At 69.9% G+C, this 22,512-nt stretch carries 20 protein-coding genes; 8 read left to right on the top strand and 12 right to left on the bottom strand.

The window, feature by feature from the left end:
- The first annotated feature begins 22 nt into the window (after positions 1 to 22).
- On the top strand, positions 23 to 1,108 hold the full coding sequence (locus tag DFW101_RS12510) for an SGNH/GDSL hydrolase family protein (RefSeq protein WP_009181892.1): 1,086 nt from the start codon (positions 23 to 25) through the stop codon (positions 1,106 to 1,108).
- Complete coding sequence (locus DFW101_RS12505) at positions 1,105 to 2,124, top strand: EipA family protein (protein WP_009181891.1); 1,020 nt, start codon at positions 1,105 to 1,107, stop codon at positions 2,122 to 2,124. The genes DFW101_RS12510 and DFW101_RS12505 overlap by 4 nt, the downstream gene beginning before the upstream one ends.
- Positions 2,125 to 2,365: 241 nt before the next feature.
- Here DFW101_RS12505 and DFW101_RS12500 read toward each other — a convergent pair whose 3' ends face one another.
- The 3 genes from DFW101_RS12500 to DFW101_RS12490 form a co-directional block, all read right to left on the bottom strand.
- Positions 2,366 to 2,737 carry a hypothetical protein gene (locus DFW101_RS12500; RefSeq protein ID WP_009181890.1) on the bottom strand — a complete coding sequence of 124 codons (372 nt, stop codon included), beginning with the start codon at positions 2,735 to 2,737 and terminating at the stop codon, positions 2,366 to 2,368.
- A gap of 143 nt (positions 2,738 to 2,880) precedes the next feature.
- Positions 2,881 to 3,924, bottom strand: coding sequence for an iron-containing alcohol dehydrogenase family protein (locus DFW101_RS12495; protein WP_009181889.1), 1,044 nt, complete (start codon positions 3,922 to 3,924; stop codon positions 2,881 to 2,883).
- Positions 3,921 to 4,580 (bottom strand): haloacid dehalogenase-like hydrolase, encoded by a 660-nt coding sequence (locus DFW101_RS12490; RefSeq protein WP_009181888.1) that lies wholly within the window; start codon positions 4,578 to 4,580, stop codon positions 3,921 to 3,923. The genes DFW101_RS12495 and DFW101_RS12490 overlap by 4 nt, the downstream gene beginning before the upstream one ends.
- A 203-nt stretch (positions 4,581 to 4,783) precedes the next feature.
- Here DFW101_RS12490 and DFW101_RS12485 point away from each other — a divergent pair, with 203 nt between their 5' ends.
- On the top strand, positions 4,784 to 6,589 hold the full coding sequence (locus DFW101_RS12485) for a SulP family inorganic anion transporter (RefSeq protein WP_009181887.1): 1,806 nt from the start codon (positions 4,784 to 4,786) through the stop codon (positions 6,587 to 6,589).
- Between the two features lie 128 nt (positions 6,590 to 6,717).
- Here DFW101_RS12485 and DFW101_RS12480 read toward each other — a convergent pair whose 3' ends face one another.
- The 6 genes from DFW101_RS12480 to DFW101_RS12455 all read right to left on the bottom strand — a co-directional run bounded on the left by DFW101_RS12480 (position 6,718) and on the right by DFW101_RS12455 (position 13,433).
- Positions 6,718 to 7,464, bottom strand: a complete 747-nt coding sequence (locus DFW101_RS12480) for an ion channel (RefSeq protein ID WP_009181886.1) — start codon at positions 7,462 to 7,464, stop codon at positions 6,718 to 6,720.
- 25 nt (positions 7,465 to 7,489) lie between these two features.
- Positions 7,490 to 7,939 (bottom strand): Fur family transcriptional regulator, encoded by a 450-nt coding sequence (locus tag DFW101_RS12475; protein ID WP_009181885.1) that lies wholly within the window; start codon positions 7,937 to 7,939, stop codon positions 7,490 to 7,492.
- 98 nt (positions 7,940 to 8,037) lie between these two features.
- Positions 8,038 to 10,218 carry a chemotaxis protein CheA gene (locus tag DFW101_RS12470; RefSeq protein WP_009181884.1) on the bottom strand — a complete coding sequence of 727 codons (2,181 nt, stop codon included), beginning with the start codon at positions 10,216 to 10,218 and terminating at the stop codon, positions 8,038 to 8,040.
- A gap of 31 nt (positions 10,219 to 10,249) precedes the next feature.
- A complete protein-coding gene (locus DFW101_RS12465; RefSeq protein WP_009181883.1) occupies positions 10,250 to 11,479 on the bottom strand; it encodes an Hpt domain-containing protein in 1,230 nt (409 codons plus the stop codon).
- Between the two features lie 20 nt (positions 11,480 to 11,499).
- Entirely contained in the window at positions 11,500 to 12,276 is a 777-nt protein-coding gene (locus tag DFW101_RS12460) for an ATP-binding protein (protein ID WP_009181882.1), read from the bottom strand.
- Between the two features lie 5 nt (positions 12,277 to 12,281).
- Positions 12,282 to 13,433 carry a PP2C family protein-serine/threonine phosphatase gene (locus tag DFW101_RS12455; protein WP_009181881.1) on the bottom strand — a complete coding sequence of 384 codons (1,152 nt, stop codon included), beginning with the start codon at positions 13,431 to 13,433 and terminating at the stop codon, positions 12,282 to 12,284.
- 214 nt (positions 13,434 to 13,647) lie between these two features.
- Here DFW101_RS12455 and DFW101_RS12450 point away from each other — a divergent pair, with 214 nt between their 5' ends.
- Both DFW101_RS12450 and hflX read left to right on the top strand, forming a co-directional pair.
- Positions 13,648 to 14,100 carry a hypothetical protein gene (locus DFW101_RS12450; RefSeq protein ID WP_009106091.1) on the top strand — a complete coding sequence of 151 codons (453 nt, stop codon included), beginning with the start codon at positions 13,648 to 13,650 and terminating at the stop codon, positions 14,098 to 14,100.
- A 74-nt stretch (positions 14,101 to 14,174) separates the two neighbouring features.
- Entirely contained in the window at positions 14,175 to 15,914 is a 1,740-nt protein-coding gene (gene hflX, locus DFW101_RS12445; RefSeq protein WP_009181880.1) for a GTPase HflX, read from the top strand.
- 147 nt (positions 15,915 to 16,061) lie between these two features.
- Here hflX and DFW101_RS12440 read toward each other — a convergent pair whose 3' ends face one another.
- Complete coding sequence (locus tag DFW101_RS12440; protein WP_009181879.1) at positions 16,062 to 16,886, bottom strand: alpha/beta hydrolase; 825 nt, start codon at positions 16,884 to 16,886, stop codon at positions 16,062 to 16,064.
- A 97-nt stretch (positions 16,887 to 16,983) separates the two neighbouring features.
- On the opposite strand from DFW101_RS12440, the gene DFW101_RS12435 reads away from it, so the two are divergent.
- Both DFW101_RS12435 and DFW101_RS12430 read left to right on the top strand, forming a co-directional pair.
- On the top strand, positions 16,984 to 17,706 hold the full coding sequence (locus DFW101_RS12435; RefSeq protein ID WP_009181878.1) for an AzlC family ABC transporter permease: 723 nt from the start codon (positions 16,984 to 16,986) through the stop codon (positions 17,704 to 17,706).
- Positions 17,679 to 18,011 (top strand): AzlD domain-containing protein, encoded by a 333-nt coding sequence (locus DFW101_RS12430; RefSeq protein WP_009181877.1) that lies wholly within the window; start codon positions 17,679 to 17,681, stop codon positions 18,009 to 18,011. The genes DFW101_RS12435 and DFW101_RS12430 overlap by 28 nt, the downstream gene beginning before the upstream one ends.
- Positions 18,012 to 18,019: 8 nt before the next feature.
- Here the strand turns inward: DFW101_RS12430 and DFW101_RS12425 are convergent, their stop codons facing one another.
- Both DFW101_RS12425 and DFW101_RS12420 read right to left on the bottom strand, forming a co-directional pair.
- The gene (locus tag DFW101_RS12425) at positions 18,020 to 20,911 is read right to left on the bottom strand and encodes an ATP-binding protein (protein ID WP_009181876.1); all 2,892 of its coding nucleotides are present in this window, start codon (positions 20,909 to 20,911) and stop codon (positions 18,020 to 18,022) included.
- A gap of 160 nt (positions 20,912 to 21,071) precedes the next feature.
- Positions 21,072 to 21,548, bottom strand: a complete 477-nt coding sequence (locus DFW101_RS12420; RefSeq protein WP_009181875.1) for a C40 family peptidase — start codon at positions 21,546 to 21,548, stop codon at positions 21,072 to 21,074.
- Positions 21,549 to 21,742: 194 nt separating this feature from the next.
- On the opposite strand from DFW101_RS12420, the gene DFW101_RS12415 reads away from it, so the two are divergent.
- Positions 21,743 to 22,510, top strand: a complete 768-nt coding sequence (locus DFW101_RS12415; protein ID WP_009181874.1) for an ABC transporter ATP-binding protein — start codon at positions 21,743 to 21,745, stop codon at positions 22,508 to 22,510.
- Positions 22,511 to 22,512 lie beyond the last annotated feature (2 nt).

Raw genomic sequence — 22,512 nt, 5'->3', positions numbered from 1 at the left:
TGCGCCAAAGGATGCGACCCTGGTGAAACGGTTTTTCGGCTGGGCCGTCAAGGCGGCCAAGTGGGGGATTCTCGCCGTCCTGCTCCTGGAAGTGGTTTCGTTCGCCGTCATCACCACCACCAACTGGATCATCTACGGCAACCTGCGCGAGGGCCCCAAGGCCGTCTACGACCCGTACGCGCTCTTTCTCATGGAAAACGGCGTGTGGCCCACGGCCAACAGCGCCACCGTGGACTACCACCCGGAGCTGTCCAAGGTGGTCTGGTTTTTCGGCGGCTCCACCATGCGGGCCAGCACCGCGCCCTACGAGCAGTCGATTCCAAGCCTGCTCGCCAAGGAGCTCAACGCCTCGGGCCAGCCGTACGCGTTTAACTGCTTCAACTTCGGCGTCAATTCCTTCAACTCCCTGCTCGAGGTCAAGTACCTGGAAAAGCAGTTCATCGAATTTCCGATCCGGCCCGATCTGGTGGTCTTCTACGACGGGGCCAACGACGCCAACTACTTCGCGGTCCAGAAGACGCCCTATGCCCACGAAGGCCGGGAACGGGTCCAGGGCGTGATCGAAAGCTACTACAAGACCGGCTACGGCCTCCTCAAACCCCTAAACGCCGCCGTCTTCGCCTCGTTCACCCGGGAGCTCCTGGAAAAGCTGCTCTACACGGCCAAGCCCCTGGACCCGGCTTCGCCGGAGCTGGCCGCCTTCGTGGATCTGGCCGTCAAGCGCTACGACTTCGCGGATCGTCTCTGCGCCGCCTACGGGGCCAAATTTGTGCTCTTTCTGCAGCCGCTCTACTGGGTCGAGACGTGCCCGGTCGCGGACGCGGCCACGGCGGACAGCGAAAAGGCGAACATCCTCGGCCGCAAGACCTTTCCCAACGTGCGCGAGAACTTCCAGACCGTCTACGCCGCCCTGGAGAAGGCCCTGGACGGCAAACCCTACTCCGTCAACCTGCGAAACGCCCTGTGCGGGCGCACGTCCCCGGCCTACAGCGCCGACGGCGTGCACAACACCGACGCCGGGCGCCAGGGCATCGCGGCGGCCATGCTGCCGACCCTGCGCGCCAGGCTCTCCCTCAACCCCGTCCCGACCGATGGAGGTCAACCATGAAACGCCTCGTCGCTTTCGCCCTGGCCGGATGGTGCGTCCTCGCCGCCAACGGGCCGGCCAAGGCCCAGGGCCTCAAGGAGCGGTCCCTGTCGGATACCCCGGCCGCGCCGGCTCCTGCCCCAGCCCCGGCTCCGGGGACCGCCCCGGGTCCTGCCCAGGCCATGCAATACTCGCCGGCCGCGGCGGCCGCGTCCCAGCCGGGAGCCGCCACCGTGTCCCCGGCCCCGGTTCCGGCCCAGCCGGCCTACGAGTCCGCGCCGCCTCCGCCGGCCGGCGGCACGGCCGGAAGCGCCCAGCCCTATGGCGCACAGCCCTCGCCGGCCGCCACCCCGCCGACCTATCAGCAAGGCACCCCTGCGGCCTCTCCGCCAAGCGGTACGCCGCCCTACCAGCCGCCGGCCTACCAGCCAGGCGGCACACCGCCGCCCCCGCAAGGCGCCACCCCGCCTCCGGGCGCCGGCGGCACGCCGATCAACGGCCAGACGGCCGTGACCCCGCCGCCCCCCCCGCCTCCGCCGCCGCCAAGCCGGGAGGCGACCTACAACCGCGATGAGGTCAACCGGGAGGTGATGGGATTTTTCGAGAGCGGATCGCGGGGTCTGGCCCAGATGGTGGCCCGGTCGTTTCACGACCTCGGCCAGCCCACCGGGTTCATCAAGGGCAACGAGGCCGGCGGGGCCCTGATAGTCGGCCTGCGCTACGGCACGGGCACCCTCAACATCAAGGGCCGTCCGCCCGTGGCCGTGTACTGGCAAAGCCCGTCGCTCGGGTTCGACCTCGGCGTCAACGCGGTCAAGGTCTTCACCCTGGTCTACGGCACCACCAACCCCAACGAGATCTTCCAGCGGTTCCCGGCCGTGGACGGCAGCGCCTACGTTATCGGCGGCTTCGGCATGAACTACCAGCGCTCGGGCGACATCACCCTGGCCCCCATCCGCTTCGGCGTCGGCCTGCGCCTCGGGGCCAACATCGGCTACCAGCACTACACCCGCACCCAGGAAATCAACCCGTTTTAAGAGGTGGGGGAGGGAACCCCTTTTTGCAAAAAGGGGTTCCCTCCCCCACACCCCCTCCTTCCCCAAAAACTCCCAAGGGGGCGCATCGTTCGCTCCCCCTGCGGCGCTTCGCCGCCGGCGCACCGTAACCGTCGATGCCCCGCCGCCCGACGTTGCCGCCCCAACTCCCGCCCACCCCGTTCGGGGGGTCCGGGGGGGGTGGAAAATCCCCCCCGGCCGCCGGAGGCATTCCCCCGTTCCCTCAGGCCGTGGCCCGAAACGAAGACACCGGCGCAGCCGGCGGGCGGGCCGCGGCGGTGTAGCCGGCCAGGGCCTGGCGGCGGGTCAGCGCGTTCGGCGTCGGGGCTTCTCGGGATGGGATGGCGGTGTCGGCCAGTTGGCGGGAGGTGGCGGCCGCGTCCAGGGCGTCGGAAAAGGGCGTCTGGGCGGTGGCCCCGGTCAGGTCGAATTCGTAGTCCGTGGCCGAATAGCGGATGGAGAAGGGACCGAGGGACAGGCCCGCGTCGCGGCTGATGACCTTGCCCCCGACCTGGGGCGCGACCGGAGCGAGGCGCACAGCTTCGCGCTGGTAGGCCCCGACGGGCGAGGTGGCGGCGGCGGTGATCGCGGCCATGGGCGGACTCCGGGCGCGGCTTGGCCCCAAGGGGACACGAGCGTGCCTGCCCTCGCGGCCCCGTCATCGGGACCGGCTCCGTCCATGGAGGAAAAGGACCCCTACCCTATCCTCCGGGCCGGTCCGTGGCAAGAGGCCTGCCGTCAATCCACAAAACAGCCGGCCAGACGGGGGTCGTTGCGGATGATCCCCCGGACCTCGGCCAGACAGTCGCGCATGGACAGGACGGTGAAGAAATCCTCCTTGATCGTCGGCGCCAGCCGCACCGCCTCCAGCCAGTCGGCCTCGGAAAAGGGGTCCTGGCGGATGGCCTCGAAAAAGCCGGTCTCCTCGAAAAGCCGGGCCAGGATCTCGGTCTGCTGGCCCTGGAGCCGGCTGACGACATAGGCGGCCAGTCCCACCTGCAGGCCGTGGAGCTTGGGTTTTTTGGCCGTGGCGTCCAGGGCGTGGGAAATGAGGTGCTCGCTGCCGCTGGCCGGGCGCGAGGAACCGCAGATTTCCATGGCAATGCCGTTTAACATGAGCGCCGTGCCAAGGAGCGTCATGCCCTGGGCGTCGAAGCCCGGGCTGCCGAGAAACTGCCGCACCGTGGCGTCGGAGAGAAGGGCGGCCAGGTCGTCCACCGGCTCGCCCCGGTGGTGGAAGGCCAGCTTCCAGTCGAAAACGGCCGTCAGCTTGGAAGCCAGGTCGCCGACGCCGGACAGCCAGAACTTCCGGGGCGCGGTCAGGCAGGCGGCCACGTCGATGACCACGCCCTGGGGCAGGGCCGCGGCCAGGGACCGGCGCTTGCCGCCAAGGGTCAGGCTGGCCTGGGGGCTGCAAAACCCGTCGTTTGAGAGCGACGTCGGCACGGCGTAATAGGGAAGCCGGGCCAGGAAGGCCAGATACTTGGCCATGTCCAGCGCCTTGCCGCCGCCGATGCCGACGATGGCCGCGATCTTTTTGGGCATCCGGCCAAAGGCCGCGGCCGCATCCTCGAACCGATTGTCCGCCACCTCGCTCCAGCCGGCCACCGCCACGCCCTCCCGGGCCAGGCCGTCCCTGACCATGGCGGCCAGGGGGCCGGGCAGGCCCGTGCTGGCCAGGACCAGCACCCGCAGGAGTCCGGGCCGGCGCAGGTAGAGGCCGAGCCGGTCCAGGGCACCCGGCTTGATGCGGACGAGTCCCGGAACGGAAATGAGCTTCATGGCTTGCCTCCTGCGGCCAAGAGGGCCTCGGCCACCTCCGACCAGACGGCGTAGGGCCGGAACTTTTCGCCCCGGGCGGCCAGCGCCTCGGCCAGCTCGTGGCGGGCGAAACGGAGGTCCGCCGGCACCAGGAGCGAGGCCGGCAGGTCCGCCCCGCCGTCCCCGGCAAAGGCGACCACCGTGGCCCGGGACAGGGCGTCCCGGACCACGGCCGCCTTGTCCACGCCCGTATCCTCGCAGGAGAAGGGCGAATCCTTGGGCGCTTCCATGACGAGCGGCCCGCCGGGCCGGTACTGGCCCGGGTTGGCGTGGACCACCAGCGTCACGCCCGCTTCGGCCAGAAGCCGGCCGATGTACCAGCCGCACCCGGCCGAGGCCACCACCACCTCCCAGCCGGCCTGGCGCAGCCGGGCCAGGGACCCGGCCAGGCCGGGGTCGAGTTCCATGGACCGCACCACCGCCACCACGTCGTCCTCCGGGGCGCGGATGTTGCCGAAAATCTCGTGCAGGGCCGCGAAATGGCTCAGGCGGCCGGCCTTGTAGGCCTCCCAGGGATCGAGGGCGTCGGGCCCCATGAGCCGCTCGGCCACAAGCCGAAAGAAGTCGTGGCTGGTCATGGTGCCGTCGAAATCGCTGACCAGGATGGCGTCTGGCATGGGCGGGTCTCCTCCACGGGGAATGGTTTGCGCCTGGGCGCACCCCTGCCCGATCCGTACCACACGTGCGTCACGGTTGTCAGCCCGGCCCGGATTTTCGCCAAAAGGGCCAGGCCACCCCAGGTTCTCCCGGCCGACGCCTTGACCCGCCCGGCGCGGCGGGTATGATCCGGGGGACCATCCACCCCTAGCGGAGCCCGCCCATGGAACACTGCGAACTGCCCCGCCGCCCGGGCCGCCTCGACCGGCTGCGGCAGGCCCTGCCGCGCCTGTTCCCGTTTCTTGGCTGGTGGCCGCAGGTCAACCGGCGAACGTTCAAGGCCGACTTGTGGGCCGGCCTGACCGGGGCGGTGATCGTCCTGCCCCAGGGCGTGGCCTTCGCCGCCATCGCCGGCCTGCCGCCGGAATACGGCCTGTACGCGGCCATGGTGCCGGTGGTGGTGGCCGCGCTTTTCGGCTCCTCGTTCCACCTCATCTCCGGCCCGACCACCACGGCCTCGCTCGTCATCTTCGCCAACGTGAGCCAGCTGGCCGCCCCGGGCACGGCCGAATACCTGCACTTGGTCCTGGCCCTGACCCTCCTGGCCGGGGTCGTCAAACTGGGCCTCGGGCTGGCCCGGCTCGGCGGCATGGTCAATTTCGTGTCCCACTCGGTGGTCACGGGATTTATGGCCGGCGCGGCCATCCTCATCGCCACCAGCCAGCTCGGGCATTTTTTCGGGTTGGCCCTGCCCCGGGGCGGCTCGTTTCTCGAAACCTGGGGCGCGCTGCTCGGACAACTTTCGGCGGCCAATCCCTGGGTGGTGGCCGTGGGCGCGGCCACCCTGGCCTGCGCCGTCGTCATCCGAAGAATCAATCCCCGGGCCCCGGCCCTGCTTTTGGCCATGGTGGCCGGCAGCCTCCTGTCCCTGGCCCTTGACGGCCCGGCCCACGGCATCGCGCTGGTCGGGGCCCTCCCCGCCAGCCTCCCTCCCCTGTCCCTGCCCTGGTTCGACCTCGATACCCTGCGGACGCTGGTGCCCGGAGCCGTGGCCGTGGCCATGCTCGGCCTGGCCGAGGCCGTGTCCATCGCCCGGGCCGTGGCCACCCGTTCGGGCCAGGCCATCGACAACAGCCAGGAGTTCATCGGCCAGGGCCTGGCCAACATCGTCGGCAGCTTCTTTTCGGCCTACGCCACCTCGGGCTCTTTCACCCGCACCGGCGTCAACTACGACGCCGGGGGCAAAACCCCCCTGGCCGCCGTCTTTTCCTCCGGCTTCCTGGCCGCCATCCTGCTGCTTGTCGCGCCCCTGACCGCCTACCTGCCCATCGCCTCCATGGCCGGCGTCATCCTGCTCGTGGCCGCCGGGCTCATAAGCGTTCCGGCCATCCGCCACATCGTGCGCACCGACCGGGGCGAGGCCGGGGTCCTGGCCGCCACCTTCCTGGCCACGCTCTTTGTCGAACTCCAGTTCGCCATCTATGCCGGCGTCATCCTGTCGCTGCTCCTGTATCTGCGCCGCACCAGCCACCCCCACTTCATCACCCTGGCCCCGGACCCGGCCTCGCCCCATAGGGCCCTGGTCAACATCCGCCGCTCGCCCCAGGCCGAATGCCCCCAGCTCAAGATCCTGCGCCTCGACGGCTCGATCTTTTTCGGCGCGGTCAACCACATCGCCGAGGAACTCCACCGCATCGTGGCCCAAAGCCCCGAGCAGTGCCACATCCTCATCCTCGGCTCGGGCATCAACTTCATCGACGCCGGCGGCTGCCACATGCTTTTTCACGAGGCCGGGGCCATGAAGCTCTCCGGGCGCGAGATCTTTTTCTGCTCGCTCAAATCCGAGGTCATGGAGCTCTTGCGGCGCGGCGGCTGTCTGGCCCGCATCGGGGCCGGCAACGTCTTCAAGGACAAGTCCACGGCCATAAGCGGCATCGTGGCGCGGCTTGATCCCGAACGCTGCGCCTGCTGCCACCTGCGTGTCTTCGACGAATGCCGGGCGCGGCCGGGCGGGGAGGATGTGGAATGAGGATGTGGGGCTCTGCCCCTGGACCCGCCGGGGGGGATCATCCCCCCCGGACCCCCCGGACGGGGGTGGGTGATGGAGAGATCGTATTGGGCCGCCGGGGACGTGCCGGGTGCGAAGGAGCCGGGAAATCAGCGGCGGTCGGACGGCGGGCCGGGAGGGACTTCGGGCGGGACGGCGTGGCCGGAGACGCGGCCGGCGAAGTGGCGGCCCATGAGCAGGGCGATGAAGACCACCATGTAGACTTGCCCGACCAGCCCCTCGTAGGCCACCAGGATGCGGGCCATGTCCGAGACCGGGAACACGTCCCCGAAACCGGCCGTGGTCAGGGCGGTGACGCTCAGGTAGTAGAGCGTGGCGTAGGGATGCAGGCGCAGGCCGTCGCCCGGGGCCGCGATGGCCGCCGGATCGGCCAGGACGGTCAGGCCGTAAAGCTGGGTCCACAGGCCGGCCATGAGCAGAAAGACGATGACGCCGGCCATGATGCCGTCAAAGGGCATCCGCCGCTCCTCGAAAAGGCGGCCGAGGAGGATGACGATCAAAAGGGCCAGAAAGGCGGCATGGCCGCCAAGCGCCGGCACCAGGAAGACGTCGCCGGCCACCAGGTTGTCGAGGACCGTGGCGACGAGGGCGGCCAGCCCCAGAAAGAGGGCGGTCCGGCACAGCCCCGAGCGGTCGGCCATGAGCAGGAACCCGCTGAAATAGAGGGCCAGCAGGATAAACGGCGCCAAGAGCACCGTCCGCTCGCCGATCACCCCGACCAGCACCACGTGGGCCGCCAGAATGATGGCCAGGGTGATGGAATACTTGTAGGCGAAGAGCGTTGCCAGGGCCGGGCGCTCGCGCAGGTTGGCCAGGGGGAAAAGCAGCCGCTGCATGGCGCGTGGCCGGCCGGGCCCGGCCTTAGAGGCCCCCGGCCCGCTTCTTCTGGCAGTCCGGGCACAGCCCGTAGAGGTAGAGCTTGTGTCCGGTCAGGGCGAAGCCGTGGCGCCGGGCCACTTCTTCCTGCAGGCGTTCGATGGCCGGGTCCACCACCTCGACGTTGACGCCGCATTCCTCGCAGATGAGATGGTCGTGGTGGGTCTGGCCGTAGAGGATCTCGTAGCGCATGGCCCCGTCGCCGAATTCCACGGCCTTGGCCAGGCCCGAGTCGGCCAGGAGCTTGAGCGTCCTGTAGACGGTCGCCTGGCCGATGGACGACGCATCCCGCTTGACCTTCTGGTAGAGCTCCTCGGACGTCACATGGCCTTCCTCGGCCAGAAACACATCGAGAATCTGGCGCCGCTGGGGCGTCATCTTGAGCTTCTTGCGGGCCACGAAGTCCGAGAAAATGGCGTAAGGATCTTTTGTCATGCAAGCGACCTGTTCGAATAATGGGAGACAGTAGCCATCCACAGGCCACTGGTCAATGCGCGGCCGAAAGAAACGGGCACGCCTGGCCCGGGCCCGGCTCAGGCCGCGGCCCGTTTGACCGAGGCCACCAGGGTCGGTACGTCGAGGATCAGCGACATGGTGCCGTCGCCGTTTATCGTGGCGCCGGAAATGCCGGACACGGACCCGATGTAGTTGCCGAGGCTTTTGATGACCGTCTGCTGCTGGCCCATGACCTGGTCCACGGCGATGCCGGTCCGCTCGCCCTCGAACCGGGTGACCACCACCTGTTCGATGGCCGGGGCCTCGCCGCGAAGCTCGAAGGCCTCGCGCAGCCGGATGTAGGGCACGATCTCGCCGCGCAGATGGATGGTGCGGCCCCGGCCCGAGGCCTCGGTGCGCTCGCGCGGCAGCTCCACGCACTCTTCCACCAGGGACAGCGGGATGATGTACTGGTCGTCCCCGGCCTTGATCTGCAGGCCGTCGATGATGGCCAAGGTCAGGGGCAGCTTGATGGTGATGCGCGAGCCCTTGCCGAGCGTGCTCTGGATGTCGATCTTGCCGCGAAGCGAATCCATGCTCCGCTTGACCACGTCCATGCCCACGCCCCGGCCCGAGACGTTGGTGACCTTCTCGGCCGTGGAAAAGCCGGGCAGAAAGACCAGGTTGAAGATCTCGCTCTCCGTTAGCCGGGCATCCGGCGGGATGAGCCCCTTTTCCTCGGCCTTGGCCCGGATCCGGTCCGGATCCATGCCCCGGCCGTCGTCGGTGATGGACAGGACCACCTCGCCCCCGGCGTGCTCGGCCGACAAGACGATGGTGCCGGTCTCGGGCTTGCCCGCGGCCAGCCGCTCGCCCGGGGGCTCGATGCCGTGGTCGATGCTGTTGCGCAAAAGGTGCACGAGCGGGTCGCCGAGCTGCTCGATGACCGTCTTGTCGAGCTCGGTCTCCCCGCCTTCGGTCACCAGCTCGATGGATTTCTGCATCTCCGAGGACAGGTCGCGCACCAGCCGCCGGAACCGGCTGAACGTGGTGCCGATCGGCAACATGCGGATGCCGAGCGTGTTGTCGCGCAGCTCGTTGGAAAGCCGCTCGATCTCCTCGGCCACGCTGGTCAGGGCCGGATGGCCGAAGCCCGTGGCCAGCTGGGTCAGCCGGGCCTGGGCGATGACCAGCTCCCCGACCAGGTTGACCAGGTCGTCGAGCTTGGCCGCGTCCACGCGCAGGCTCTGCATGGCCTCCTTCCTGGCGGCCGCCTGCGGCTTTTTAGCCGGGTCCGGGGCCGCTTCCCCGGGCTTGTGCCCGGCCACGGGCCCAGGCCCGGACGCCGTTGCCGGAGTTGTTCCTGATGCGGGCCGGGACGCGGCCGGGGCGGGCCGGGCCGCGGCCGCCACCGCGGCCGCAGGCGTGGCCGCCGGCACGGCCGACAGGTCCGGCCAGTCGGCCACGGCACCGGCCGGCGCGGCGGCCAGGGAGGCGGCCGGCAGCGGCTCGGCCAGGGCTTCGTCGCAGGGCGTGATCTCCAGGTCGGCCTGGTTCTCCAGAAAGAAAAACACGTCGCGCAGGGCATTGGCATCCGGGACCGCGCCCGCCTCGGCCGTCAGCACCACCTCGAAGCGGAGCAGGCAGTCCTCGGGCGCAAGCCCGGCCAGATCCGGCACCTGGCCGAGATCGCAGCGGACCTGGGTGTTGCCCATGGCCCGCAGCTCGTCGAGCACGGCCAGGGGATCGGCTTTGGCCAGGTGGCCATGATCGGACGGGGCCACGCAGACCCGCCAGGACCGGGGCGTGGCCCGGTCCGGCCCGTCGTCCGGCTCCGGCCCGGCACAGGCTTCCGGCTCCGCCCCGGCGGCCGGCGCGGCCTCGTCCGCGACGGGCATGTCCGGCGTGCGCAACAGTTCCTTGAGCCGGGCCCGAAGCGCCGGATCGTCCTCGGCCGCCGGATCGGCGCCCTCGGCCAGCATGGCCGCGAAGCGGTCCTTGGCGGCAAAGGACGCGTCCAGAAGCTCCTTGCTGACCCGCCGCCAACCGCCCCGGACATGGTCGAAAAGCGACTCGATGTCGTGGGCCAGCCCCACCACCGGGGAGAGGCCGAACATGTCGCAGGCCCCCTTGAGGGTATGGACCGCGCGGAAGATCCGGTTGACCAGATCCAGGTCGGTCGGCGCTTTTTCCAGCTCCAGCAGGGCCCCGTCGAGTTCGGCCAGGTTTTCGAGCACTTCTTCCTGGAACAGGGCGCGGGTCTCGTCGTTCAATACCACCATGACCTCCGAAGGCGACTTGTGTGCGGCCCTAGGACGCGAGGAGCAGGCCCGCCGGCAGGCCCACCGCGGCCAGGGACTCCGCCGTGATCCCGGCCCGCCGGGCCGTGGCCGAAAGCGCCGCCGGCGGACCGCCGGCGTGGCCGAGGGCCAGCCCCCGGGCGGCGAAGGTCCGGCCGGCCGCGACCACCACCTGGACGAGGGCCAGGTCCACCCCGGCCGGGTCGTTCCATTCGATGGTCACGCCGGCCCCCTGGGCCAGGCCTTCGAGGAGCGCCTCCCGGGCCGAGGCCGCGTCGGCCGGGCCGCCGGCCAGGCGCAGGGTGGCCGTGTTCCCGGCCAGCACCAGCTCCCAGGGCCCGAAGGCCTGCCGCGTCTGCCGGGCCGGAATCCCGGCCCGGGCCGCGGCCTTGGGCGTGGGCGTGGGCGGGGCCGCCGGGGCGGGCGCGGGCGCGGCCTCCTGTGCGTCCCCGCACCCGGCGGCGTTGCCGCACAGGGCGTCGAGGTCCACCGGGTGGATCCGTTTGGCGTCCAGGGCGAAGAGGTAGCCCACGATGTCGGGTTCGACGATGGAGGCGTAGAGCACGTAAAAGGGGATGCGGTTGACCGGCTCGGCGTCGAGGTCGCCGACGGCGGCAAGCTCCATGCGGCAATCGACGATCAGCCCGCTCGACTCCATGGTGGTGATGATGTCGAGGGGGGTCTTGCCCCGGGCCTGGACGTCGTGGATCAGGTCGTACTCCACGAGATAGAGGTTCTTGCCGCCGGACACGGCCTGGCGGACGCCGAGCGCCTCCTCGGTGAAGACCACCTCGCCGCCTGGCAGGGCGATGGGCAGGGTGGCCGTGGCCTCGGCCCGCTGCTCGGTGGTCAGGTGCTGGGTGGCGAGCAGGGACAGGTCGGCCAGCAGTTCGGAGATGTCCTCGGCGTCGCTGGCCTGGGCCGCCTCGACCAGGGCCAGCAGCCGGTCGAAACCGGCCAGAAGCTTGTTGATGATCCGGGTGTCGGGCACGATCTCGCGGCTTCGGACCATGTGCAGCAGGTTTTCGAGCTTGTGGGCCAGGTCGCGGACATTCCCGAGGTTTAGAAATCCCGCCCCGCCCTTGATGGAGTGGGCGGCCCGGAAGACCTTGTTGACCAGCTCCTCGTCGATGTCCGCCCCGGCCCGGTCCATGTCCATGAGCGCGGCTTCGATGTCGGCCAGGTGTTCGCGGGTGTCTTCCACGAACATGGCCATGATTTCGTCGTCCATCTGGTCCATGGGGACTGTCCTTTCCGGGCTCAGGCGTTTTCCACGGCGAAATGCTTGTCCAGGCGCATGGTGCGCAAAAGCGAGGCCAGGTCGGGGTTGACGTGGCGCAGTGTCAGGCGGCCGCCCTTTTTGGACAGGGTGTTGTGGGCCGCGATGAGAAGCCCGATGCCCACGGAATCGATAAGCTCCACCCGCGACAGATCGATGACAAGGGGCCCCGGGTTGCCCTGCATGATCTCTTTGAGCCGGGTGCGCAGTTCGTCGGTCACGGAGGCCACGATGTCTCCGGCCGGGCGGAGGATGGTCTGGCCGTCCTCGATGCGGATGTCGTGCATGGGTATGCTCCCCTTGATGTTCTTCCCCGCTTCGGGGGAGACGGCCGGGCCGCGCAGGCCCGAGACCGCCTTGGTCAGGGTCACCTGGTTGCCCGAGGCGCTAAAGCGCACGTCGTCGGCGTACAGGGTGAGGATGGTCAGCCCCCGGCCGCTGGTGGCTTCGGGCGGGGCCAGGTTGGAGAGGCCCGACCGCCAGTCGAAGCCGTCGCCCTGGTCCGTCACGGTCAGGGTCAGCCGGCCCTCGGCGGTGCGGACCTCGAGGGCCACCAGGCGCATGGGATCGCACCGGCTGCCGTGGAGCACGGCGTTTAAAAGCGCCTCGCGCAGGAGCAGCTTGACGTCAAAGAGGCTGCCCGTGACGTTTTGGCTCTGGATGAAGCGCACGGTTTCGGCCACGGCCCGGTCGAGCAGCGTCAGGCTGGCCGAGAACCGGAAGCCGCGGCCGCCGGGGAAGGACTCGATTTCAAACATGGCCGTCACACCTCGATGCCCATGAGCACCACGTCGTCTTCCGGGCTCTCGCGCGCGCCCAGGATGTTAGCGGCAATGGCGTCCACGGCCCGGGCCAGGGGCAGGTGGACCGTGGCCCGGCAGTCGGCCGCGAGTTCGGCCAGGCCCTGGTCCCGCGTCTTGGCCTCCGGGCCGAAGCGTTCGATCAGGCCGTCGGTATAGAGAAAGATCCGGTCGCCCGGGGCCACCGTCCGTTCGATCAGGCCGAACTGGACGGCCTCGAACACCCCGAGCACGTCGCCGTCGGCGGCCAGGAGCGTCACCTCCCCGTCCGCGCCGACCAGGATCGGGGCGGGGTGGCCGCCGCTGACCACGGTCAGCCGCGTTCTGGCCCGGTTCAGGCACAACAGCGAGGCGGTCAGGTGCTTGCCGTCGCGAAGGAGGGTGGACAGGACGCTGTTGATGTTTTTGAGCGTCTCCACCGGCGTGAAAAGCGGGCCCGTGTTCTGGCGCAACAGCGCCTTGAGCGACGAGGTGACGAACGAGGCCCCCAGGTCGTGGCCCGAGATGTCGGCCACGAAGTAGCCCATGACCGCCTCCGACCAGGGGAACACGTCGTAGAAATCGCCCCCGGCCTCGAGCGCCGGCACGTAGCGGACGGCGAACCGCCCCTCGGGCAGGTCCCCCGGCGCGACCAGGATCGACTGCTGGGCGTCCCGGATCTGGGCCAGCTTGGCGGCCTGCTCGGCGAGCAGGGCCTTGAGCCCCCGGCGCAGGCGGATGTGGATCTTGACCCGGGCCAGGACTTCTTCCCGGGCAAAGGGCTTGGTCACGTAGTCCACGGCGCCGATGCGCAGACCCTTGACCTTGTTTTCCACGTCGTCAAGCCCGGAGATGAAGATGATGGGGATGTCGGTGGTGGCCGGGTCGGCCGTCAGGCGGGTGCAGGTGTCAAAGCCCGATTCGCCGGGCATCATGATGTCGAGGATGACGAGGTCGGGCTGCTCCCTGGCGGCGATTTCCCGGCCCTTTTGCCCGGACGCGGCCCGCAGGGGCACGAAACCCGCCTCCTTGAGCATCCACGCCAGGGTCTCGACGTTGATGGTCTCGTCGTCGATGATGAGGATGCGCGGCGGGCGGGCCTTGTCGGCCTCGCGTCCGGATTTTGGATGTTCCATGCTGCTTTGGCCGAATCGATGGGCGGCCGGACGTCACGCCGCGCCGGGTTTGGGGAAACGCGTTGCAAGAAAGCCTTTCAATCAGTATGACGTTTTCCGGGGCGCTTGACAACGCGGCTGGCGGCGATTTTTCCCGAGGCCGCCGGAGACGGGCGCCACCACGGGCCCGGCCGGGAGCGCCTGGCCGGCCACAAGGCAGGCAAGAAGAGATTTCATGGAAAAATTCCGGGACTTCCTGTCCAGGCGCTATCAGGAGATCGGCGTCCTGGCCATCTGGGTCATAAGCCTTCTGCCCGGGGTCATCGTCTCCTTGCGCAAGGGCGACCCCTGGCACGCGACGCTCGTGGTCATGGCCATCCAGCTTTTGGCCTCGTTCGGCTCCATCACCCTGTTCGGCGTGGTGGCCCAGCTCATCTGCTACAAGTACATCGAATCCGTCGAGGTCCACGACCGGATGATGGACGGCCTTTTCTTCGGCTTCCACGCCGGCATGACCTTGTGGATCTGCTACGGCTTTTACCACATCCTTTTTGGCCGCAAGATCATCGGCAACGTCAACGATCTGGTGGCCATCTTCGGCGTCAGCTGCATCGGCAGCTGCATCCTCGGCATCGCCATCGGCTTTCTGGTCGGCAAGCTGCGCGACCACAACGCCACCATTGTCTGATCCCCCGGCCGGCCGGTCCGCCGTCCCGGCCGGGGACACCCGCGCGCGCCGTCCCGCCCGGACAGGCGCCGCCTTTGTCAACGCCAGCAAGGGGCACCGCCATCGCAGTCAAGGTTGAAGGCAACACGCTTGGACTCAAGCCCAGCCAGCTAAAGGCCCTGGAACGTCTCGGCACCCGCCGCTACCCGTCCGTCGGCGGCTACACCCTGGACCAGGCCAGGGAATTGTGCGCCATCGCTTTCGGCATCGGCCGGCAGGTCGGCCTCTTGATCGACCGCAAGGGCCGGCCGACCATGATCCTGGTCGGCAGCCAGAAGGGCATCCTCATTCCGGAACTCGACCGGGCCAGGCTCGGCTCGGCCCGCCTGCGCGGGGTCAGGCTCCTCCACGTCCACCTCGCCGGCGAGGGGTTAAGCGAGGAAGACCTGACGGACATGCTCTTTTTGCGCCTGGACAGCGTGGCCGCCCTGACCATGGACAATCTCGCCCAGCCCGTCACCCTCCAGGCCGCCCACCTCCTGCCGCCCGGGGCCGGGGACGCGCCCTACGACGTCCTGCCGCCGCGCCCCTACGACCGGGTGGAGGAGGACATGAACGCCCTGGCCACCGCCCTCGAAGACGAGCTGGCCCGGGAGGGCGAAAAGCTGGCCGCCCCGGGGACCTCCCCGTCCGGCCGGGAAAAGGCGGTGCTGGTCAGCGTGTCGAGCGCCCCCCGGACCGCCCAGGAGGCCTCGCTGGACGAGCTGGCCGCCCTGGCCGACACGGCCGGCCTGGACGTGGCCGAGTCGGTGGTCCAGCGGGTGGCCTCGATCAATCCCAAGTTCATCCTCGGCAAGGGCAAGCTGGCGGACATCGAGGTGGCGGCCCTGCGGGCCGGTGCGTCGCTTCTGGTCTTCGACGGCGAGCTGTCCCCGTCGCAGATCCGCAACCTGACCGAGGTGACCCAGTTGCGGGTCATCGACCGGACCCAGCTCATCCTCGACATCTTCGCCCAGCACGCGGCCACGCGCTCCGGCAAGCTGCAGGTGGAGATGGCCCAGCTCAAGTACCTGCAGCCGCGCCTGGTCCGGCAGGACCGGGCCATGTCGCGCCTTATGGGCGGCATCGGCGGCCGGGGACCGGGCGAAACCAAGCTCGAGGTGGACCGGCGGCGCATCCGGGAACGGATCGGCCGCATCAAGGACGAACTCAAGGAACTGCGCAAGCGCCGGGCCGCGGCCCGGGCCGGCCGGGCCCGGGCCGGCCTGCCCGTGGTGTCGCTCGTCGGCTACACCAACGCCGGCAAGTCCACGCTTCTAAACACCCTGACCGGCAGCGCGGTCCTGGCCGAGAACCGGCTTTTCGCCACCCTCGACCCGACCAGCCGGCGGCTGCGCTTCCCGAGCGACCGGGAGATCATCCTGACCGACACGGTCGGGTTCATCCGCGAACTGCCCAAGGAGCTCAAGGAAGCCTTCCGGGCCACCCTGGAAGAGCTCGAGGCCGCCGACCTCCTCGTGGCCGTGGCCGACGCCTCCCACCCCGAGGTGGACGGGCAGGTGGCGGCCGTGGCCGATATTCTCCAGGAGATGGAGCTCGGCGACATCCCGCGGCTCCTTGTCCTCAACAAGTGGGACGCCGTGCCGGAGGATCTCCGCGGTCCGCTCAAAAACGCCTTCCCCGACGCCCTCACCCTGTCGGCCAGGACCCGCGACGGCCTGTCCACCCTGACCGACGCCATCCTCGACCGGGTCCGCCCCGGTTTCGGGGTCCGGGACTTCGGCCCCCGGCCGGTGGTGCCGGACGAAACCGACCTGCCGGCCGGGACACCATAGCCGGCCCGGCCGGCCCGCATCCGGCCCGGCCGGGTCCTTGAAAGGCGCGTGCCGAAAACGAACGCCCGGCCCGGCGTCTCCCGCCCGCAACCGGGCGTCCGAAGCGGCAGCCCTCCGGACACCCGAACATTTCCCCTGCCCTGGCGCCTAGTTGAGGCGCTCCCCGACGAATTCCCGCACCAGCCGCCAGTACTCGGGCGTGTCCACGATGTTGCCGTGGGTCGCGCCGTCGATGGTGCGCACGTCCTTGGGGCCCGGCCAGACGGCTGCCAGCCTGGCCGCGTGGACCGGCGGCACCAGCCGGTCGTCGCCGGCCACGAGCATGAGCGTCGGGGCCGTGATCTTGGCCGCGTCCGGGGCCACGGCAAAGGGGTGCTTCATGAGGAGCCTGACCGGCACGAAGGGATGGGAGGCCTGGCCCACGGCGGCCAGGGAGTCATACGGCGTGACCAGGATGACCCCGGCCACCGGCCGTCGGGCCGCGACGTGGGCGGCGAGCCCCGTGCCGAGGCTGCGGCCCATGACCACGATGGGGGTGTCCGGCCCGATTTTCGCGGCCAGGGCGTCGTAGACGGCCAGGGCGTCGGCCTTGAGCGCCGTCTCGGAAGGCGTGCCCCCGGTGTGGCCGTAGCCCCGGTAGTCCACTCCGGCCACGGTGTAGGGCCGCAGCTCGTTTGGCGACCACAGGAAAAAGCCGGTCTGCTCCTCGGCGTTGCCGCCGTAGTAGAGGACGGCCGGGGCCGGCCTGCCGCCCCGGGTGCGCGGCAGGCAGTAGCCGCGAAGGACCGTGCCGTCCCCGGCCGCCACGTCGAAGGCCTCGAGCCTCGGGTAATAGCGCCGGATCTCCTGCTCCCGGGCCGGGTCGGCCGCGCGTCCCGGAAAGACCATGGCGTCCTGGCCGACATAGAGCAGGCCCAGATAGCCGCAGTAGGCCAGGGCCAGGGCCGTGGCCACGATGACGAGGATTTTCATGGTGCGCGTGCTTTTCCTGTGGCTTTGGCCGGGCGGCGAAAAAACTTGCGCCACAGCCCGGCCGGGTGCAAAAAACCGGGCCCCCGGGGAGGTACCCATGCAAGAGATCCCATGCGCGGCGTCCGGCCGCCAGCCTGTGTGGCCAACGGCCCTGGCCCGGACCTGGCCCATCGCCCTCGGCTACGTCCCCGTCGGTATGGCCTATGGCGTCCTGGCCGGCAAGGCCGGGCTCGGCGCCCTCAATGTCCTGGCCATGTCGCTGCTCGTCTACGCCGGCTCGTCCCAGCTCGTGGCGGTGGGGCTTTTCTCGGCCGGCGCGTCGGGGCTTTCCATCGTGGCCACGACCCTGGCCGTCAACCTGCGCCACCTGCTTTTTTCGGCGGCCATGGCCCCGCTTTTGCGCGGCTGGCGCAAACGGGAACTGGCCGCCTTCGCCTTCGGGCTGACGGATGAGAGCTTCGCCTTGCACGCCGCCCGGTTCGGCCGGGGCGACCGCGACAAGGGCCTGACCCTGGCCATCAACGTGGCGGCCCAGGCGGCCTGGGTGGCCGGCACGGCCCTTGGCGTGGCCCTTGGCGACATCCTTGGCGACGGCCGGGCCTTTGCCCTGGATTTCGCCCTGCCGGGGATGTTTCTGGCCCTGCTCGCCGGCCAGCTGACCGGCCGGTCCCACGTGGCCGCGGCCGTGGCCGGGGCGGCGCTGTCGCTTGGAGCGGCATCGTGCGGATTTTCGGGATTCGGAACGCTCGGGGCCGGGCTTTGCGGCGCGGCCCTGGGCCTGGGGGTGGAACGATGGACGAACGCCAGACAGCCTTCCTGACCATCTGCGCCATGACGGCGGTGACCTACGCCACGCGGTCGGGGCCGCTCCTTTTCCTGGCCGGCCGGACCCTGCCGCCGCCGGTCATCCGCTTTCTGGCCCACGTGCCGGCGGCGGTGCTGGCCGCCCTGGCCGCGCCGGCCCTCTTGCGGCCGCAGGGGGCCTTCGACGCCGGGCCCGGCAACCTGATCCTCTGGGCCGGGCTGGCCGCCTTTGCCCTGGCCGTGCGGACCCGGGGCTTTTTCGGGCCGGTGGCTCTCGGCATGGCGCTGGTGGCCGGGGCCCGTTTCTTCTTTTTCCGGTAGCGGTTCCCCTATTCGCCGACCGGCGGGCGCCAGTCGGCAAAGGCCCGGCCCACCCGCCGCCACAGCCCGACCAGGGCCGCGTGGGCCTGTCGGGCCGCGTCCACATCCTTGCGCCGCAGGGCCTTTTCGAGCGTCCCGGCCAGATCCCGGCTGGAATAGGCGCCAAGGGTGGCCGCCGCGCCCTTGACGGTGTGGGCGGCGATGGCCGCTTCTTCCATGTTTCCCGAGGCCAGGGCCGCGCCCGCCTGGTCCAGGCGGCGCAGGGCTTCGTCAAAACTGACCCGGCTGAGGGCCTGGTACTGGTTCCAGGAGATCCCCATGGCCTCTCGGGCCGCCCCGGGATCGAACAGGGCCGCCCCCCCGTCGCCCGCGGCCCCGGCGGCCGCAGCCGCCCCCCCTTGGGGGCCCTGGTCCGCCAGGAGCGCCGGGAGCGCGGACGCCGGGTCCCGGCCGGCGGATTTCAGGACCCGCTGGAGGGTGCGGAAATTGACCGGTTTGGTGACAAAGCCCGTCATGCCCGCTTCCAGGCACTGCTGGCGCACGTCCTCCACGGCATGGGCCGTGACCGCCACGATGGGCAGCCCCGGATCGAGGGACGGCTCCCCGGGCGGTCCGCCGGCCCGGATGGTCCGGGTGGCGGCGATGCCGTCGATGTCCGGCATCTCGATGTCCATGAGCACCACGTCGAAACGCTCCCGGGACAGGAGGCCGTAAGCCTCGCGGGCCGAGACGGCCACCGTCAGGTCGTGGCCCAGGCGGGCCATGTGCAGGCGGGTCACGGCGGCGTTGAGGGCATTGTCCTCGACCAGCAGGATGCGAAGGCCGGCCCGACCGCCCGAGCCGCCAGGAACGCCGTCCAAGCCCTCCGTCGCCTCTTCTCCCGCCTCGGGCGCGGCGTTTCGGGGCGGCAGCAACCGGACCGTGAAACGGAAGACGCTTCCCTCGCCGGGCCGGCTTTCCACCGTGATCCGGCCGCCCATGCGCTCGACGATCCCCTTGGAGATGGCCAACCCCAGGCCCGTGCCGCCGAACCGCCGGCCGATGGACCCGCCGCCCTGCTGGAAATGGTCGAAAATTTCGGGCAGCCGGTCCGGCTCGATGCCGATGCCCGTGTCGGCCACGCACACCTCGATCCCGATCCGGCCGTCCGGCACCGCCCCCGGGGCCGCCTGGGCCGGGCCGACCGAGAGGGAAACCGATCCGGCCTCCGTGAACTTAACCGCGTTGCCGACCAGATTGAGAAACACTTGGCGCAGCCGGCCCGGATCGCCGCACAGCGTCCCGGGTAGGCCATCGGCCACACGGGCCTCGAAACGAAGGCCCTTGCGCCGCGCCTCGCGGTCGAAGGCCTCGGCCACGCCGGCAACCAGCCGGCGGACATCGAAGTCCAGGCGTTCGAGGACCAGCTTGCCGGCCTCGATCTTGGAGAAATCCAGGATGTCGTTGACCACGCCGAGGAGGTGGGCGGCCGATTCCCGGACCGTGCGCAGGTGGCCGAGCTGCTCCTCGGAGGCCGGCCGGGCGAGCATCTCCTCGGTCAGGCCGATGACGACATTGAGCGGCGTGCGGATCTCGTGGCTCATGACCGCAAGAAAGTCCCCCTTGGCCTTGCTCGCGTCCTCGGCCCTGTTTTTGGCCCGTTCGGTGCTGGCCTCGCGCTCCTTGTCCGCCGTCACGTCGATGTAGGACAGCACCCGGCCGATATAGGCCTCGCCCTGGATGATGGGCCCGCTGCGGCGTTCCAGGAACCGGCCGTCGCCAAGCTCCAGGCAGGACGTGTCGAGGCGCGTGTCGTCCCGCATCAGGTCCCGGAAGGCCTGCTCGGCTGCCTCCGGTTCCCGCAACCGGTCGCGGATGGCCTGGCCCCGGGCGATGTGGTCGAGGGACGGCCAGTCGTCGGGCAGGCCCCACAGTTCGAGGAACCGGCGGTTGACGGCCAACACGTCCCGCTGCGGGCCCACACCCACGCACATCACGGCTTCGGCCGTGGATTCCAGGATGGCCTTGTAGAGGGCCAGGGCCCGTTCCTGGCGGGCCTCGGCCTCCCGGCGGGCCTCGACCTCGGCCGTCAGCCGGCCGTTGGCCCGGGCCAGGGCGGCGGTCCGCTCCTCGACGCGCCCGGCCAGAAGCCGCCGGTTCTCCTCGATCTCGGCCCGGCTGGCGGCCAGGGACTGGCTTGTCTCCTGGAGCCGGGCCGACATGGCGTTGAAGGCCTGGGCCATCCGGCCCAGGGCGTCCGGCGAGGAGACCGGCACCGCGTGGCCGAGCCGGCCGGCCTCCACGGCTTCGAGGCCCTGGCGCAGGACGTCCACGGGCTTGAGCACGAAGCGGTGGAGCAGGATGTTTAAAAGCGTGGCCAAAAAGAGGTAGGCCCCGGCCACGGCCACGGCGAAAACAAGCCAGACGTGCCGGTTGAGCGCGGAAAGATCCCGCATCGCGTAGCGCAGGCGCAAAAACCCGAGGGTCTCCCCCTGCCCCCGGATCGGTTCGACCAGGATGGCCGAGAGCTTGCCTGCCTCGCCCTGGACCGCATAGACGCGGCCGGCCGGGAGGGCCTCTCCGGGGTCCGCCCGAAGCGGCGGCGGCGGGAAGAGCCCGGCCGAGGACACAAGCGTCCCCCGTCCGTCGAAAAGCGACGCCTCGACCACGCCCTCGACCCGGACCAGCCGGCCGAGGATGTCCCGGGCCGCTTCCAGTTCGGCGCTCTGGTGGAGCAGCGGGGCCAGGGCTTCCAGGCGGTGGGCGGCCAGGGCGGCCAGGAGCACCCGGGTCCGGTTTTGGGCCGCCGCCTCCCGGTCGGCCATGTAATAGGTCAGGATGGCCGCGAAGGCCGCGGCCGCCCCCAAAAACGCCACGAAAATGGCCGCATTGATCTTGATCCGCAGGGAGGCGCCGCGCATGGGAATTCCTGGTGACCCGTCCCGGCGGCGGCGCGGGGCCTGGCGCCTGGGGAAGCGGGACTGGGGTTGTCAACGACAGGCTTGTTTGAGTTTCTAGCTTTTTAAAAAGAAACGCGACGGCCTGTCAAAGGCTTTGCCCCGGGCGGGGCCTGGGCCTGGGTCAGGGCAGGACGCGGTTGGCGGCGTAGTAGGTGGTGCGCCAGTACGGGGCGAGGATGCTCTCCTCCCGGACCCGGCCGCCGGGCGAGGGGCTGTGGATGAACCCGCCGTGGCCGTCGAAGATGCCGACGTGCAGGCTGGCGGACCGGGACGAGGGCATGAAAAAGACCAGGTCCCCGGTCTTCAGTTCGCTTTTGGAGACCGGGCGGCCGGTGCGGAGCTGGTCGTCGGTGCGCCGGGGAAGCCGGACGCCGTGGCGGGCGTAGACCCACTGGACGAAGCCCGAACAGTCGAATCCCCGGTCCGGGGACTGGCCGGCCGCCCGGTAGGGCACGCCGATCTGGGACCGGGCCGTGTCCAGCACCGAGCCCGTGCCCGGGGCGATGGAATAGGGTTCGCGTCCGCCGCCGGAAAAGGCGCATCCGCCGAGAAACAACCCGAGGGCCAGCATCAGGGTCAAGCGAAAAAAGGTCTGCATGCTCCCGGACCTCCGCCCCGGACCATGCAACCGACGTGCCGGCTTCCGGCCCCGTCCGGCCGTCCGCCGGCCCCAACGGCCTGCCAGCCGTTCGTATTGACATTTTCGGGCTTTGCCGCGTCCCGGGGAAGGCTTCCGGCCGCTCCAAAATTTCCTTTGTTTTTCTTCTGATTTTTTCGTAGTAACCCGGTTCCATGGCTCACTTGTGTCTTACCGACGTCAGCGTCCACTTCGGCGGGCTGCAGGCCCTGACGGAAGTGTCTTTCGATCTGCGCCCCGGCGAGATCTTAAGCCTCATTGGGCCAAACGGCGCGGGCAAGACCACCATTTTCAACGTCATCACCGGCGTCTACCGGATCTCCGGCGGCCAGGTGACCTACGACGGCCGCACCATTTCCGGCCTTCGCCCCCACCACATCCTGGCCACGGGCATTGCCCGGACCTTCCAGAACATCCGGCTTTTCACGGCCATGACGGCCCTCGAAAACGTCATGGTGGCCCGGCACTGCCGCACCAAAAGCTCGGTTTTGGGCGCGGTGCTGCGCACCCCGGCCCAGAAGCGCGAGGAACGGGCCGTGCGCGAGCGGGCCCTCGCCGCCCTGGCCTTCGCCGGCCTCTCCGACCAGGCCGACGTGGTGGCCAAAAACCTGCCCTACGGCCTGCAGCGCCGCCTGGAGATCGCCCGGGCCCTCGGCTCCGATCCCCAGACCCTCCTGCTCGACGAGCCGGCCGCCGGACTCAACCCGTCGGAGAGCCGCGAGCTCATGGCCACCATCCAGCGCATCGCGGACACGGGCATAAACGTGCTCCTGGTCGAGCACGACATGAGCGTGGTCATGAACGTCAGCCACCGGCTGGTGGTCCTCGACCACGGCGTGTGCATCTGCCAGGGCACGCCGGCCGAAGTCCGGTCCGATCCGGCCGTCATCGAGGCCTACCTCGGTTCCGAGACGGACGACTGATG

It is taken from the genome of Solidesulfovibrio carbinoliphilus subsp. oakridgensis (assembly GCF_000177215.2).
Lineage (GTDB): Bacteria > Desulfobacterota > Desulfovibrionia > Desulfovibrionales > Desulfovibrionaceae > Solidesulfovibrio > Solidesulfovibrio carbinoliphilus.
This window is presented reverse-complemented; position numbering and strand designations above follow the sequence as displayed.

What these genes read in the sequence shown, in the direction of transcription:
- DFW101_RS12505 (WP_009181891.1), top strand. Translation starts at nt 1,105, where the DNA reads ATGAAACGCCTCGTCGCTTTCGCCCTGGCCGGATGGTGCGTCCTCGCC.
- DFW101_RS12500 (WP_009181890.1), bottom strand. Translation starts at nt 2,737, where the DNA reads ATGGCCGCGATCACCGCCGCCGCCACCTCGCCCGTCGGGGCCTACCAG.
- DFW101_RS12495 (WP_009181889.1), bottom strand. Translation starts at nt 3,924, where the DNA reads ATGAAGCTCATTTCCGTTCCGGGACTCGTCCGCATCAAGCCGGGTGCC.
- DFW101_RS12490 (WP_009181888.1), bottom strand. Translation starts at nt 4,580, where the DNA reads ATGCCAGACGCCATCCTGGTCAGCGATTTCGACGGCACCATGACCAGC.
- DFW101_RS12485 (WP_009181887.1), top strand. Translation starts at nt 4,784, where the DNA reads ATGGAACACTGCGAACTGCCCCGCCGCCCGGGCCGCCTCGACCGGCTG.
- DFW101_RS12480 (WP_009181886.1), bottom strand. Translation starts at nt 7,464, where the DNA reads ATGCAGCGGCTGCTTTTCCCCCTGGCCAACCTGCGCGAGCGCCCGGCC.
- DFW101_RS12475 (WP_009181885.1), bottom strand. Translation starts at nt 7,939, where the DNA reads ATGACAAAAGATCCTTACGCCATTTTCTCGGACTTCGTGGCCCGCAAG.
- DFW101_RS12465 (WP_009181883.1), bottom strand. Translation starts at nt 11,479, where the DNA reads ATGGACCAGATGGACGACGAAATCATGGCCATGTTCGTGGAAGACACC.
- DFW101_RS12460 (WP_009181882.1), bottom strand. Translation starts at nt 12,276, where the DNA reads ATGTTTGAAATCGAGTCCTTCCCCGGCGGCCGCGGCTTCCGGTTCTCG.
- DFW101_RS12455 (WP_009181881.1), bottom strand. Translation starts at nt 13,433, where the DNA reads ATGGAACATCCAAAATCCGGACGCGAGGCCGACAAGGCCCGCCCGCCG.
- DFW101_RS12450 (WP_009106091.1), top strand. Translation starts at nt 13,648, where the DNA reads ATGGAAAAATTCCGGGACTTCCTGTCCAGGCGCTATCAGGAGATCGGC.
- DFW101_RS12440 (WP_009181879.1), bottom strand. Translation starts at nt 16,886, where the DNA reads ATGAAAATCCTCGTCATCGTGGCCACGGCCCTGGCCCTGGCCTACTGC.
- DFW101_RS12435 (WP_009181878.1), top strand. Translation starts at nt 16,984, where the DNA reads ATGCAAGAGATCCCATGCGCGGCGTCCGGCCGCCAGCCTGTGTGGCCA.
- DFW101_RS12430 (WP_009181877.1), top strand. Translation starts at nt 17,679, where the DNA reads ATGGACGAACGCCAGACAGCCTTCCTGACCATCTGCGCCATGACGGCG.
- DFW101_RS12425 (WP_009181876.1), bottom strand. Translation starts at nt 20,911, where the DNA reads ATGCGCGGCGCCTCCCTGCGGATCAAGATCAATGCGGCCATTTTCGTG.
- DFW101_RS12420 (WP_009181875.1), bottom strand. Translation starts at nt 21,548, where the DNA reads ATGCAGACCTTTTTTCGCTTGACCCTGATGCTGGCCCTCGGGTTGTTT.
- DFW101_RS12415 (WP_009181874.1), top strand. Translation starts at nt 21,743, where the DNA reads ATGGCTCACTTGTGTCTTACCGACGTCAGCGTCCACTTCGGCGGGCTG.